Consider the following 14,538-nt stretch of genomic DNA (forward strand, 5'->3'; position numbering starts at 1 on the left):
AGGAATATTATTTGTAACTTTCATTTTTCTAAAACACTAAAATTTATGGCAGATAATTCTAACAAAGGAGAGGATTCTAAATCTCTTCCAAGAGTAGGTGTAGTAGGTAGTGGTAGCTTTGGAACAGCAATTACCAAGATTTTATGTGAAAACATGAAAAGCGTAAATTGGTGGGTTAGAAGTCCCTATGTTAAAGGTTATTTACAAAAAGAACAACGCAACCCGAATTACCTGAGCTCTGTTGAATTTGATATTAATATTCTTAATACAACCAACGACATCAATGAGCTTGTAGAAAATTCTGATATCATTATTTTTGTAACACCTTCCATCTACTTATTAGATTCACTTTCAGAATTAAAAGTTCCTTTAAAAGGAAAAACTGTTGTAACTGCTATTAAAGGTTTAATACCACAAGAGTCTAAAATTATTGGGGAATACTTTCATGATACACATGCTATTCCATATGAAGATATTGGGGTAATTGCGGGACCTTGTCATGCTGAAGAAATCGCCTTAGAGAGGCTTTCTTATTTAACAGTGGCTTTTCAAAATGAAGAAAAAGCTGAGATTTTGGCCAACCTGCTACGTTGTGATTTTGTAAACGTGACTTTGTCTAACGATATCATCGGTACTGAGCATGCAGCTGTGTTGAAGAATGTTTATGCTATATCTGCGGGAATGGCACATGGACTAGGTTATGGAGATAATTTTATCGCCTTACTACTTTCAAATGCCATTCGCGAAATGGAAAAATATCTAAAAATCGTAAGTCCTATTGAGCGAGATATTAATGACTCGGTTTATTTAGGTGATTTATTAGTAACTGGTTATTCTTATTTTTCAAGAAACAGAATGTTCGGAAACATGATAGGGAAAGGATATACTGTAAAATCAGCCTTAATGGAAATGAATCAAGTTCCTGAAGGTTATTACGCAACGAATGGGATTTTCAAGATTGCTTCTGAATATGACATTGATTTACCGATCTTAAAAATGGTACATAAAATTATCTATAAAGAGAAAAGTGCTCCTAAATCATTCAAAAAATTAACCAAGAAGTTAAGTTAATTAAACCTTCTTTTTTATTTATTTTATCAATTAATGCAGCTTAAATTAACACTTATTTAAGTTTTGCATCATATTTGATATATTTGAAACTATTAAAATTAAAATTATGAATAAAGGTTGTTTAGGTATAGGTGCTGTTGTACTTGTTATAGGTGTTGCTCTTGCTATGTGGGCAGGTGGTATCTATAATGGATTTGTTACACAAGATGAATCAGTAAAGAACGCTTGGGGTAATGTAGAAACCGATTACCAAAGAAGAAATGATTTAATTGGTAACTTGGTAGCTACTGTACAAGAAGCAGCTGAATTCGAGAGAGGAACATTAACCGATGTTATCGAGGCTCGAGCTAAAGCTACATCTATTAATTTATCTGCTGATGATTTAACAGCTGAAAATATGGCTAAGTTTCAACAAGCTCAAGATGAATTGAATAAAGCCTTTTTAGGCCGTATGAATTTCTTACAAGAGAATTATCCACAATTAACAGCAACTGAGCAATTTAGAGATTTATCTGCACAAATTGAAGGTACTGAGAATAGAATTAATGTTTCTCGAAATAGATACAACGAGGCTGTTAGAGAATACAATAACGAGGTAAGAAAAGTTCCAAATAATATTCTTGCTGGTATTTTCAATTTTGATGTTAAAGAACCATTCTCTTCAGTTGAAGGCGCAGATGTTGCTCCAGATGTAAGAGGAGAATTCAACAAATAATAATGTCAGAAAATATAGCATCATATTTTAACAAAGCAGAAGAGAATCGCATAATTGATGCGATTCAAGCTGCTGAAGCCCAAACTTCGGGAGAATTGAGAGTTCATGTGAGTCACAAAAAAGATGCAGACGCACTTAAGACAACACAAGAATTATTCAATGAACTTAGAATGTTCAACACTAGACATAGAAATGGTGTATTAATTCACATTTCTATTGCGTCTAAGGCTTTTGCTATATATGGTGATAAGGGTATCAATAAAGTGGTTCCAAACAATTTTTGGGAAACTACCCGAAATATAATTCAGGAGCATTTTGTCAATGGTAATATGGTGGAAGGTATTTGCGCTGGCATTGAATCTGTTGGAGAGCAGCTAAAAGAGCATTTTCCATGGCAAACCGATGATATTAATGAGCTCCCAGATGAAATAACTTATGATTAAGCAAAAACCAACATTTCAATTTCCATCACAACTTTATTTTATTATTAGTTGGATTTTCATTTTTGGTTTTTCGGTTATGTCCTATGGGCAATACGTTATTCCAGCTAAACCTAAATCTGACGCAAGTTTAGTATTTAATTATTCTCAACAACAGGTTTTAACAGCCCAACAACAACAAGCTTTAAATCAAAAATTAATTGATTATGAAGCTAAAACTTCCACACAAATTGCATTAATCATTGTTGAAACTTTAAAAGGTGAAGATCCTAATTTCTTAGGAGCCAAATGGCTAGCTGAATGGGGTATTGGCCAAAAAGACGAAGACAATGGAATGGTAATTTTAATGAGTTCTAGTGACCGTAAAATTGCAATTCAAAATGGATATGGTTTAGAAGAATACATGACCGATGCTAAAAGTCGTCAGGTTATTGATAATTTTATTATTCCTTATTTCAAACAAGAAGAATATTATCAAGGATTTGACAATGGTTTAAATGCTATTTTCAAGGTTTTAGACGGAAAGTTTATTGAAGATGGCTCTGGTTTCGAACAAGGACAAGATGATTTATCTAATAATGACCTATTACAATTCTTTTTTGCTTTATTCGGAATGTTCCTGTTAATCTGGATACTTAGTCGATTTGGCGGCGGTGGCGGAAAAGGTGGTTCTGGTGGTAGAAGAAGCCCATTTGGCGATGTCATATTCACCGATTTCGGAAGAAGTACTTGGTCTGGCCGAGGTGGTGGATTTGGTGGTGGATTCGGAAGTGGCGGCTTTGGCGGCGGCGGATTTGGAGGATTCGGCGGCGGAATGGGCGGCGGTGGCGGTGCCAGCGGTAGTTGGTAAGATTTAACCAAGCCACTTAGGCTCTATACCATTTTGAATACTTGGACTAGTATTTGATTTAATCTCCCCATAAATATATCTCATGAAACATTTATTTTTTTCTGTTTTCGTTTTAATATTTAGCCTTTCTTTTGCGCAAAAAGACACAAGGTCGTTCGAACAAATCAATGATTCTATTTTGCGCGAGGCAAGAACTATTTATACCTATGATAAGGCATTTACTATGTCTATGCAGGCTATCGAAGCACATAGAAAACTTCGAAAATCGGCAGGAGAGGTTTTAGTTATGCCAAAAAACGACACCGTTTATGCATTGGTTTTTTCTAAGGATAAACCAGAAATGCTTGTTGGTGAAATGAAATTTGGTACGGACATTAGAGACTCAGCAGCTATGGCCGTTACAAGCAGAGCTGCAACTCAAGAGGAATTAGATTATTATGATTTGAAACATCGAATCATGCAAAATGTTCAATCTAAATATGATTTAGTTTATGGAGATAAAGAAACCTATCTAAATCCTATTTTCTTTCCTTTTAAAGAGAAAATCCGTGGAAAAGAAGTTCTACTTTATAAATTATATTTGACTACAGAATCGAACGCTTCTAATACCTTACCTTTTGGTCAAGATTATATGTTTATCGCCACTCCCGAAGGAAAAGTGATTTATAATTTACAATTCAATCCTTATATGCCATTGCCCATCTCCAATGAAATGTTAGAAACTACCATGGCATCCATAGAATATCCAGAGCGTGAACCTTATATTACACCCACGGACATATATTTATTTAATAAATATGGCGCCGCTAAAGGTTTAAACATTTTGCAAGTAACATCTACAGCCTTTGGTATTATTTTCCAATATGATTGGGATCGAGAAGAATTAAATGTAATGATGCCTGAACCTGAGGAAGAGGAAGAAGAAACATTGGTAGAGGAGTAATCTTCTTCATCAAATAACCATAAAACCTACTCGAAAGAAATTCTTTCACCTAAAACCACGCTTATGAAATTAGCACTAATATTTATGTTGTTCCTTGCAGTTGGTTGTGGTGGAGACAGCGCCGACGGATCAGTTCATAGTATTGCTGAACCTCAACCCCAATTAGCTAAATATAGCGATGAAAACCAGGAGCAAAATCAGACACAAGATATTGCATCCATAGAACAAATGTTGATTAAAACAGGTTTTATCACTTTTCAAGTGGGAGATGTTGAGGCCAAACATCAAGAGATCTTAAATTCTCTGAAGGAATTTGATGCCTATGTTGTAACAGATCAAAACTATAGTCAATCCAATAGAATTACTTACTCGACTCAAATTCGAGTTCCTAAACAAAATTTTGATGGATTTCTGGACGAAGTTTTAAAAGGAGCTCAGCGCATAGATCATAAAACTATTTCTGTTGAAGATGTTACCGAAGAGTTCGTTGATGTTAAAGCTAGATTAAAAACAAAGCGTGAACTTGAAGCAAGATATTTAGAACTCCTAAAAAAGGCCAATACAGTTAGTGAAATGCTTGAAATAGAAAAGCAGATCGGCGAGCTACAATCTGAACTAGAGTCTTATGAGGGAAGGATTAAGTATTTACAATCTCAAGTACAATATTCCACATTGAATCTAGAATATTATGAAAGCTTAAGTGTTGGAAATCAATTTGGACAAGAAATTAAAAACGGTGTTAAAAATGGTTGGAATAACCTTATTTGGTTCTTTATAGGATTGATTAATATTTGGCCGTTTGTTTTAATCATAAGCATATTAATTTACCTATTTATCCGTTATAGAAGAAGGAGAAGAAACCGCAAGATAAAAGAGTAGAAAGCTTTTATAGTGGTGAATTTTTGATTAATTACTTACATTAGTACTAAATTATATTGATATGAAGCTTAATAAAATAGCGATTTTGTTTTTGTTAACTGGACTTGTTTGGAGTTGCGACACCAAAAAAGAAGAAAGTATCGACGATGTTAAACTTCCTGAAGAAATGATTGAAGTTGAGACTGAGAAACCAAGTCGAGCTTATACGCTTGAAAAGCAAAATAATTGGGTGGATTATTATTCACAAAACGTAAAAGGCTTTAGTCTAAATAATTTTGTGAAAGACGAATCATTTAAGATTGTTAGAAATGAAAGTAATATTACTCCTATTTGGAGCAAAGATTTCAAGCCTGTTTACAAGCAATTTTTAGCATTCAATGCAGATTCCACTAAATACATCGATATCGACAGTTACAAATGGGGATTTGATGATCAAGGTGAATTAATTGTTGGACCAGATCAAGAGATTGTTTTAGTAGATGTGGCTAACAAAAAAACAGAGCGAATTTTATTTTATGGACCTTCTTTTTGGGTAGAAGAAGCTTATTTCAAAAATGATTCTATTGTTGTTTTACTAGAAAATTCAACAGATAATAAGCCTGCTTATCAAGAAATCAATATAAATCAAAACAAATCTGACTATTATATTTATAAAGACGAACTAGAATTTCAATCTGAATACCTAAAAGACAGAGTTACAGAAATTTACAATAGTCGTATGTAATGGAAAAACCAAAATTGTCTGACAACTTTTTCCTTAATCGCTGGCAAAGTATGGGTTATGCTTTCAAGGGTTTCTTTTATTTGATTAGAAATGAAAAGGCGATTCAGGTTCACTTTTCCATGAGTTTAATCTTTATCGTATTAGGCTTTGTATTTCAACTGTCCTTTTATGAGTGGCTCTTTCAAATTTTAGCATTAGGTTTAATACTTTCCATCGAAGGTTTAAATACGGCTATTGAAGAAATATGTGACTTTATCCATCCTGACTTTCACGATAAGATTGGTAAAATAAAAGATATTTCAGCGGGAGCTGTGACTTTTGCGGCACTGACTGGCTACATCAGTCTAATACTAATATATTCCTCAAAAATCATCGAGTTAAGCTAATAGGTTGTTAACTTAATTTGCTTTATTTTTTCATATTTTTAATTTTGGTATATTTTTTATGCTATATTAGTATAATATTAAAAATACAATTATGAAAAATCAGGTTTTAACTAAGGTAAATTATTTATTTATAGGTTTGATGTTGTTTCTAGCTTCGCCTTTAGCTTTTGCTCAAGAAAAAGATATAAATATTAATGTTAATAATGGTGAAGAATCAATACCAGAAGATTGGATGAGCAATCCTCTATATTGGGTAATTGGTGGTTTAGTTTTATTACTAATTATCGCCATTATTGCTCGCGGGAGTAGAAAGTAAAATTTTTTAAATGTAAGCATACCAAAGCCTGATTCACGTCAGGCTTTTTTTGGTAAGGCTTTTGTACCTTTACAATTATGGAAAATGGCAAAGTAACTTTTCAATTTTTAAGCGAACCAACCGACATTAACTACGGTGGTAAAGTGCACGGTGGAGCTGTTATGAAATGGATTGACCAGGTTGGATATTCCTGTGCAAGTCTTTGGTCTGAATCCTATTGCGTTACTGTTTATGTAGGTGGAATCCGTTTTTACAAGCCAATCCTAATTGGAGATATCGTTAAAATTAAAGCTGAAATTATCTACACTGGAAATTCGAGTATGCACATCGCCATTGATGTATTTTCCAAAAAAGTTACAGAAAGTAAATTTGAGCATAAAACTCATTGTATCGTCGTGTTTGTTGCTATAGATGAAAACGGAAAATCTGTAAAAGTTCCTAAATGGGAACCTACTACAGAAGCTGAAATAGAAAAAGAAAAGTATGCTATTAAATTGATGAATCTGAGAAGAAACATCGAGGATGAAATGAGTCCTTTTTTACAACAATAATCCTAAATTACTAAAGATATCTTTTGTATGAATAAGCCATTGGCAGAGCGAATGCGTCCGACTAATTTAGAAAATTACATCAACCAAACACACTTGGTAGGAGAAGGCGCGCCTATTAAATCTATGTTAGATGCCAAAAGGCTGTTGTCTATGATTCTTTGGGGACCTCCTGGCACGGGAAAGACTACCTTAGCACAATTAATTGCTGAGCTTTCAGGAAGAAAATTCTATACACTTTCAGCAATTTCAAGCGGAGTTAAAGATGTTAGAGAAGTAATAGATAAAGCTAAAAACCAAACTTTATTTTCAGGAGATGGACAACCTATTTTATTTATTGATGAGATTCATCGTTTCAATAAATCCCAACAAGACTCTTTGTTAGGTGCTGTTGAAAAAGGTTTTATTACACTCATTGGTGCCACTACAGAGAACCCAAGCTTTGAAGTCGTCCCTGCTCTATTAAGTCGTTGTCAGGTATATGTTTTAAAAGAACTATCTAAAGTTGATTTAGAATCATTGCTTCATAATGCCATTGAAAAGGATGAAATTTTAAGCCAAAAGAAGATTGAACTAAGAGAAACTAATGCCCTATTGCGCTATTCAGGTGGTGATGCGCGTAAAGTTTTAAATGGATTAGAACTGGTGGTAAGTAGTTTTGGTTTAAAGGAGGAAATAATCATTACAGATGAGGTTGTATTAGAAAAAATTCAACAAAATATGGTTCGCTATGATAAGACTGGCGAACAGCATTATGATATTATTTCTGCATTTATTAAATCCATCAGAGGAAGCGACCCGAATGCAGCTGTTTATTGGCTTGCACGAATGTTAGAAGGTGGAGAGGATTTAAAATTTATAGCTAGAAGACTTTTAATTTTAGCCTCAGAAGACATTGGAAATGCAAATCCAACGGCCTTAATTTTAGCTAACAACACTTTCCAAGCTGTTTCTACGATTGGTTACCCAGAAGCTAGGATTGTTTTATCACAATGCGCAGTATATTTAGCCAATTCTCCAAAAAGCAACTCTACTTACGAGGCCATCAATATCGCTCAACAGCAAGTGAGAGCAACCGGAGATTTATCGGTTCCTTTGCATTTACGGAATGCACCGACCAAATTAATGAAAGATTTAGATTACGGGAAAGATTATAAATATGCTCACGCACATCGAGATAATTTTGCTGAGCAAGAGTTTTTACCAAAAGAGATTGCTGGCACCAAGTTCTATGAACCAGGTAAAAACGCCAGGGAAGAACACGATCGAAATTTCTTGAAATCTAGATGGAAGGATAAGTATAATTATTAATTAAAAAATTTAGTTTTATATATGTCGTCACTCTACACTATAGCTTTTTACAACACAGAAAACCTATTTGATACTTCTAATGATAAGAAGCTTCTAGACGATGATTTTTCGCCTAAGGGAAGAAGAAAATGGACTCAAAAGAGATATGACAACAAAATCATGAAGCTCTCTACTGCCATTTCTAAAATAGGCCTAGATGAAACCTCTCATCCACCAAGCATTGTTGGCTTAGCAGAAATTGAGAACTCCGATGTGATTGAGGACTTAATCGATAATCAATACCTCGGAAAAGACACATATGGCTATGTACACTACGATTCCACCGATGAGAGAGGAATGGATGTAGGTTTGATTTATAATAAAAATGTATTTTCTGTAGAGCACTCAGAAGTTTTAAATCCTCCCATGATTTATAATGGTGATGGAAGAGATAGAACTAGAGATGTGCTTTATGTAAAAGGTAAATTGGCGGATCAATTGATTCATGTTTTTGTGGTTCATATGCCTTCTAGGCGAGAAGAAAATGTTAACAGCCCCAAACGACATGTAATTGCTGAGAAATTGAGCCTTCATGTAAAAGAAATTCAGGATAGAGAAGAAAATCCTCATATTGTAATTTTAGGTGACTTCAATGCTGATCCAACTGCGGATTCAATAAAGAAATTCTTTCATACAGAACCCCATAGAAACCTACAAGATAAATATAGCTTCCATAATCCTATGGAGGATTTAGAAAATAAAGGTCATTTTACTAACTTACATCAGAAAGATAAGTTATTGTTTGATCAAATGTTATTTTCGTTCGGGTTTTTCACAGATAATACAAAGATTAATTTAGTTGAAACCCATGTTTTTAATCCATTTTTTCTACAAGAATGGGATAAAAAATACGAAGGACAACCCTTTAGAACTTATGTGGGAAGTAAGTATTTAGGTGGATACAGTGATCATTTCCCTATTTATTCAATTTTAAAAATATAACTCATGAACATAAAGGATTATTTAGACTCAACCTACCTCAAAACCCCTGAACAATCTGGTTTAACTAAGAAAGAAACTTGGGAACAGGTTAAGAAATTAACCGAAGAGGCCATAGAGAATGGACTTTACGCCGTAATGATTCGTCCTGAATTTGTAAAAAAAACACGCAAATTAATTGATGACAAAAAGAGCAAAGTCGTATTAGGGACAGTAATTTCATTCCATCAAGGTACTTTAGATACAGAATCAAAAATAGCAGAAGCGAAACAAGCCATTGCAGATGGTGCCGATGAATTAGATTTTGTAATTAATTATAAATCTTATAAAAGTGGAAATCTAAATGGAGTTGCAGAAGAAGTTAAGCTTTGTAATGAGTTTGTATTAGGAAAAAACAAAGTTATTAAGTGGATTATTGAAGCTGCTGCGCTTAACGATGAGCAAATCATTGGTCTTACAAAACTCATTAAATCCGTAACCAAAGAATACAATCCAGGACAAGAAGACAAAGTTTTTATTAAGTCATCTACTGGCTTTTATAAAACAAGTGATGGGAAGCCAAACGGAGCCACCCCACACAATATAAAATTAATGCTAGACAATGCTGGGGATTTACCGGTAAAGGCTGCTGGTGGCGTTAGAAACTATCAAGAAGCTAAAGCTATGGTAGATCTTGGTGTGAAAAGAATCGGAACTTCATCTGCTTTAGCTATTGCTAATGGAGAAGAAAGCTCCGGAGATTATTAGGAATTAAAAATTATAGAAATAAAAAAAGGGCTAATCGATCGATTAGCCCTTTTATATTTAATACGCTTTTAATTAAGGAAATTGAATTCCTGGGTAATTATTAGCGTTTACTTGTCTTAAAGTAGAACCATACTTAGCATTAATTGCATCGATGAAATAGTTTGAAATCATCGCATAACCTCTTGAGTTAAGGTGAACACCATCTAAAGAGAATGCACCACCTGTAATGAAAGAAGCATTGTAATCAACACCGTTGAACTGAATTCCTCCTTGTAGAGTAGTCATTTTTCTGTTCATATCCACCAAAGCTAATTGATAGTTAGATGCTAATTGTGCAATAATGTTATTAATTGCATTAGTAGTTGCTGTCGCTTGAGCTACCTCATCTTGACTTAATACCCATGCATCAGCAGGATAAGTTAAACCAACAACAGATAATTGACCTGCCATTTCTTGAGATAATCCCATTTGCATTAATTGCGCAACTCTCTGAGTATCCACTGTACCAATTTTTGAACTCATTGTTAAAGGAATTAAATCCCCCTCTTTAGACTGTCTTGCTTGTCCAAAGATAGATCCTAACAATTGTGCTTGTTGAGCTGGAACACCAACTTGTGTTAAAACAGCAGCCATTTGAGCTGATAAATCTGGTAAACTATCATCTACGAATACAATTCCTGAAGCACCAGCAGCATCAAAAGAAATTTGTCTTTCTGGTACACCTAAAGCAGCAAATACTTGGTTTAATTGTCCATAAAATTCATTTAACATTGGAATCTGTGCTGCATAACTAGCATTTGTAGGCGCTAATGGTTTTGCAGGAACCGTTGTTAAGAAAGGAATTGAAGTTACATCAGGAATATTTGCAATAGCTCCTTTTGCACCACCAGTTAATACTAAATTCTCTAAAATTGAATTTAAAACTCCTCCAACCATTTGTGGATCAGATAAATCATTTCCACCATAAGTAGAAGGATCTAAGTTACCTTGTTGATTAACACCAACACCACCACTAGAAGCAAAGCTCAAAACGTCATTGTTTCCAATCCAAAGTGTAAAGAATGTAGGCTGTTGTGCCATTACATCCGCCATAACACTTGTGTTTGGAGATGAAGCGAATCTAGCAAAATATGGATTAGCCAAACCTTGAGAAACACCTGCTGGGTTACCATATCCTGGAGCTACTAAGTGATAAGATTTTGCACCTGGAACACCCATGTTATTAAACTGACCTTGTACAAAAGTACTTTGGAAAGTTCCACCTGGAGCAGAAGGTACAGGAGTCGGAGCACCGTTCACAATTTGTAAAGTTAATTTTCCTGGTAATCCTAAATCAGAAAAACCTCCCATGTCATCTTCTGGCATAAGTGGTTGTAAAAATTCACCACCACCTGCAGCTGACATTTGCCCTGCGATGATTGCTGGGAAAGAGTTCTCTTGTCCACTTCTGTATAATGCATTATCTGCATATCCAGAAGTTAGTGAGTTACCAATTGCAACGTATTTGCTAAAGTTAGCGTCTCCACTTGTGATTTGAATTTCATCAACTGTAGTTTCAAAATCATCATTACACCCAAATGCGATTAACATTGAGGCAACGAAGACTGATTTATATATAAATTTCATATTTCTAAATTATTATTGAATGTTATACGATAGACCTAAACCAAATACAAATCCTGTTGATAAAAGATCTCCTGCAAATCCACTTTCGATATTGTTAAAGCTTCTCTCCTCTCCTTGGATGTATTCACCCATTAAGTCTACATTAAAGCTACCTAAGTGAGCTCCTAAACCTGCAGTAAACGCATGATAGTTTGTAGTTGGAGTTTGTGGGTTGAAGTGCTCACCTGGTGAAGGAGAAGCATCATATTTATAACCAACTCTTACGTCTACTACGTCAGAAGCCGCATACTCAGCTCCTAAACTATAGTTAAATGTATGGTTATATCCTTGTGTAGAAAGAGCGTCATAGCTATCAGATCCATTTACGAATTCAATATCTAATTTTCTGTATTCTTCCCAACCTACTGATCCAATCTCTCCTAATACCAATAATTTAGGTGTTACTTGGTAAGAAAGTCCAAATAAAGCCTCGTATGGTAAAGGTAATTCAGCATTGAAATTAGTTGCAGCAAATGGCATAGCACCTTGTACTAAACTTGGAGTATTTGTCCATAGAACATCTCCATTTTCAACTTCCATTTTCACTTTTGAACGGTATGAAATACCCACAGTTACTTTTGGATCTGGTTTAATGAAAACACCAATGTTATATCCTGTACCTGAACCTTCTTTGGTATCAATTTCTAAACTTGCATCTGTACCTCCAACAGCTACTTGACGTTGAATGTTAACAGCTCCTTTTGCCATAATATATCCAACACCTACACCAAACCAGTCGTTGAATTTATAAGCCACAGTTGGTTGAAAGAAGTAAGATTTCAACTCAATTCTGTCAATTACATATTTACCAGCCCATTGGTCACCCCATTCGATGGTACTACCAAAAGGTGTCGTAAAGCTTACTCCTAAAGCTAAGTTTTCAGTTGGTTTATAACTAGCAGCAGCATAAATAGGCGTTCCCAGAGGATTGTCTGTTTCATGTTTCTCTAGTGTATTTGGGTTTTGATATTTAGAAGTTAATCCTACTCCAAAACCACCAACAGCAATACTCACTTTACTATCCACAAAAGCCAAAGCTGCTGGGTTAAAGAATGCCACACTCGCATCATGAGACAAAACTGCTCCCTGTGCTCCTAAGGCCGCTTGGCGAACTCCCTGTAGCGAAACACGGTAACCACCGGCATAAATCGCTGAAGGAAAGACTAATAGCACCAATAGCCATAATAAATTTCTTTTCATATTCCTCGTTAAATGTTAAAAATTAATAGTCAAATATAATTAAAGTTATGCGCACATAACAATTTTCTCAAAAATTTTTGATTTCAGATAGATATTTCACAATTTATTTACTGCAAAGTTTTTAATGTCTCTGCAATAATAAAGCTTTCGCTCCAACATGCTTGAAAGTTAAAGCCTCCTGTTACAGCATCTATATTCAATACCTCACCTGCAAAATAAATCCCAGGAACAATCTTGCTTTCCATGGTTTTAAAGTTAATTTCTTTTAACTCCACACCACCTGCAGTTACGAACTCATCTTTGTAAGTACTCTTACCATTGATCTCGTAAATTCCTTGGGTTAATTCAAACGACAATTTACGTAATTTTTTATCAGGGATGTCACTCCAGTTTAAATTCTTATCTACTTTAACATTTTCAAGCATACTCATCCAAAAACGCTTGGTAAGCCCAAATGGCGCAAATTTGCTCATTTTCTGACGTGCATTCTCCTGCTTATGCTGAAAAAGAGTTTCCAAAGCATCCTCTACATGATAACCAATAAAATTGATTTGAACACTGAACTTATACTTCTTTTCGTATAACTCTCTTGCTCCTATTGCAGATAAAACCAAAACTGCTGGACCACTAAAACCCCAATGAGTGATCAACAAATCACCATGATTCTCTAAATTGGAATCTAATATTTTAATATCAACATTCTGAAATGAAGTTCCTTGTAATCCATTAATTCTACTATCCTTACAATTAAAAGTAAATAAAGAAGGCACAGGCGGCACAATAGAATGTCCCAATTTTTCAATCATTTGCCAAACTTGTTTGCTACTACCAGGCGCAAAAACTACTTTGTCAAATTCATACTCTCCTTTACTTGTTTTCAGAATAAAGGTATCACCATTGGGTATAACCTCTTTTACAGCTTCACCTAAATGAATTTTATTTTTATTGTTTTGATTTTCCTTAATTAAGCATCCCACAATATCCTGTGAGTTATCTGAAACAGGAAATACGCGCATATCCTCTTGAATCTTAAGTGGCACTCCTCTTTCCTCAAACCAGCCCATCGTATCCCCTGGCTGAAATCTTCCGAAAACACTTTTCAATTCTTTATTCCCTCTTGGATAAAAATCCACCAAAATATTCGGGTCAAAACAAGCATGTGTTACGTTGCATCGCCCACCACCAGAGATTTTCACCTTTTGAAGTGGTGTCATCGCTTTTTCAAAAATTTCTACAAAAAAAGGTGGTGCTAGTTGTGCTCCCAAAAAGAACCCAGCTGCACCACCTCCAATAATTGCTACTTTCAAATTATTTTTTCGGCAAGTTACAGATTAAAACTTAAACCAATACTTCCTCTAGATCCAACTTCGATGTAAACACCCAAATTGTTTTGGAAGAAATATCTATAACCTAAGTGACCTCCAAAACCGAAATCGTCACCTAAAATACCTACATCAATACCTGGATATAAATCCATGTTTGATGGCATATTTAATAAACTTCCTAAGTGAGCATCAGCTCTACCGAAGATGTAGAAATCTCCATCGTTGTTATCACTGAAATAGAACTCCCCTCCTGCTCCTAATGAGAAATATTCGTGAATTCCATAATCAAATGTACCTGTAATACCAGTACCATTACCATAAGGCGAGAAACCAACTTGTAATTTCTTGTCTCCTTGTCCTTGATAGGCTTGAGCACTCATAAATGATGCACCAAAAATTAATGCAGTTAAGACGGTTAATAATCTCAAATTTTTCATATC

17 protein-coding genes are annotated in these 14,538 nt (G+C 34.8%); 13 read left to right on the forward strand and 4 right to left on the reverse strand.

What is annotated here, in order from left to right; all coding sequences use genetic code 11:
• Positions 1 to 45: 45 nt before the first annotated feature.
• The 13 genes from NLM59_RS05590 (at position 46) to deoC (ending at position 9,908) form a co-directional block, all read left to right on the forward strand.
• On the forward strand, positions 46 to 1,071 hold the full coding sequence (locus NLM59_RS05590; protein WP_304416766.1) for an NAD(P)H-dependent glycerol-3-phosphate dehydrogenase: 1,026 nt from the start codon (positions 46 to 48) through the stop codon (positions 1,069 to 1,071).
• 106 nt (positions 1,072 to 1,177) lie between these two features.
• Positions 1,178 to 1,786 carry a LemA family protein gene (locus NLM59_RS05595; protein ID WP_304416767.1) on the forward strand — a complete coding sequence of 203 codons (609 nt, stop codon included), beginning with the start codon at positions 1,178 to 1,180 and terminating at the stop codon, positions 1,784 to 1,786.
• Positions 1,787 to 1,788: 2 nt separating this feature from the next.
• Complete coding sequence (locus tag NLM59_RS05600) at positions 1,789 to 2,229, forward strand: TPM domain-containing protein (protein WP_304416768.1); 441 nt, start codon at positions 1,789 to 1,791, stop codon at positions 2,227 to 2,229.
• Positions 2,222 to 3,076 carry a TPM domain-containing protein gene (locus tag NLM59_RS05605; RefSeq protein ID WP_304416769.1) on the forward strand — a complete coding sequence of 285 codons (855 nt, stop codon included), beginning with the start codon at positions 2,222 to 2,224 and terminating at the stop codon, positions 3,074 to 3,076. The genes NLM59_RS05600 and NLM59_RS05605 overlap by 8 nt, the downstream gene beginning before the upstream one ends.
• An 82-nt stretch (positions 3,077 to 3,158) precedes the next feature.
• Positions 3,159 to 4,019, forward strand: a complete 861-nt coding sequence (locus tag NLM59_RS05610; protein ID WP_304416770.1) for a hypothetical protein — start codon at positions 3,159 to 3,161, stop codon at positions 4,017 to 4,019.
• Between the two features lie 63 nt (positions 4,020 to 4,082).
• On the forward strand, positions 4,083 to 4,898 hold the full coding sequence (locus NLM59_RS05615; RefSeq protein WP_304416771.1) for a DUF4349 domain-containing protein: 816 nt from the start codon (positions 4,083 to 4,085) through the stop codon (positions 4,896 to 4,898).
• 61 nt (positions 4,899 to 4,959) lie between these two features.
• Complete coding sequence (locus tag NLM59_RS05620; protein ID WP_304416772.1) at positions 4,960 to 5,622, forward strand: hypothetical protein; 663 nt, start codon at positions 4,960 to 4,962, stop codon at positions 5,620 to 5,622.
• Complete coding sequence (locus NLM59_RS05625; protein WP_304416773.1) at positions 5,622 to 6,008, forward strand: diacylglycerol kinase family protein; 387 nt, start codon at positions 5,622 to 5,624, stop codon at positions 6,006 to 6,008. The genes NLM59_RS05620 and NLM59_RS05625 overlap by 1 nt, the downstream gene beginning before the upstream one ends.
• A gap of 91 nt (positions 6,009 to 6,099) precedes the next feature.
• The gene (locus NLM59_RS05630) at positions 6,100 to 6,324 is read left to right on the forward strand and encodes a hypothetical protein (RefSeq protein ID WP_304416774.1); all 225 of its coding nucleotides are present in this window, start codon (positions 6,100 to 6,102) and stop codon (positions 6,322 to 6,324) included.
• Positions 6,325 to 6,401: 77 nt separating this feature from the next.
• Positions 6,402 to 6,875 carry an acyl-CoA thioesterase gene (locus tag NLM59_RS05635; protein WP_304416775.1) on the forward strand — a complete coding sequence of 158 codons (474 nt, stop codon included), beginning with the start codon at positions 6,402 to 6,404 and terminating at the stop codon, positions 6,873 to 6,875.
• A gap of 27 nt (positions 6,876 to 6,902) precedes the next feature.
• The gene (locus NLM59_RS05640) at positions 6,903 to 8,183 is read left to right on the forward strand and encodes a replication-associated recombination protein A (RefSeq protein WP_304416776.1); all 1,281 of its coding nucleotides are present in this window, start codon (positions 6,903 to 6,905) and stop codon (positions 8,181 to 8,183) included.
• A gap of 21 nt (positions 8,184 to 8,204) precedes the next feature.
• Positions 8,205 to 9,164, forward strand: a complete 960-nt coding sequence (locus NLM59_RS05645; RefSeq protein ID WP_304416777.1) for an endonuclease/exonuclease/phosphatase family protein — start codon at positions 8,205 to 8,207, stop codon at positions 9,162 to 9,164.
• A 3-nt stretch (positions 9,165 to 9,167) separates the two neighbouring features.
• Complete coding sequence (deoC, locus tag NLM59_RS05650) at positions 9,168 to 9,908, forward strand: deoxyribose-phosphate aldolase (RefSeq protein WP_304416778.1); 741 nt, start codon at positions 9,168 to 9,170, stop codon at positions 9,906 to 9,908.
• A gap of 72 nt (positions 9,909 to 9,980) precedes the next feature.
• Here the strand turns inward: deoC and NLM59_RS05655 are convergent, their stop codons facing one another.
• From NLM59_RS05655 to NLM59_RS05670, 4 genes are all read right to left on the reverse strand, one after another.
• Positions 9,981 to 11,534, reverse strand: coding sequence for an SGNH/GDSL hydrolase family protein (locus NLM59_RS05655; RefSeq protein ID WP_304416779.1), 1,554 nt, complete (start codon positions 11,532 to 11,534; stop codon positions 9,981 to 9,983).
• Between the two features lie 12 nt (positions 11,535 to 11,546).
• On the reverse strand, positions 11,547 to 12,773 hold the full coding sequence (locus NLM59_RS05660) for an OmpP1/FadL family transporter (protein WP_304416780.1): 1,227 nt from the start codon (positions 12,771 to 12,773) through the stop codon (positions 11,547 to 11,549).
• Positions 12,774 to 12,880: 107 nt separating this feature from the next.
• On the reverse strand, positions 12,881 to 14,080 hold the full coding sequence (locus tag NLM59_RS05665; RefSeq protein WP_304416781.1) for a BaiN/RdsA family NAD(P)/FAD-dependent oxidoreductase: 1,200 nt from the start codon (positions 14,078 to 14,080) through the stop codon (positions 12,881 to 12,883).
• 17 nt (positions 14,081 to 14,097) lie between these two features.
• A complete protein-coding gene (locus NLM59_RS05670) occupies positions 14,098 to 14,535 on the reverse strand; it encodes a DUF6646 family protein (protein WP_304416782.1) in 438 nt (145 codons plus the stop codon).
• Positions 14,536 to 14,538 lie beyond the last annotated feature (3 nt).

It is taken from the genome of Profundicola chukchiensis (assembly GCF_029664245.1).
Taxonomy (GTDB): domain Bacteria; phylum Bacteroidota; class Bacteroidia; order Flavobacteriales; family Weeksellaceae; genus Profundicola; species Profundicola chukchiensis.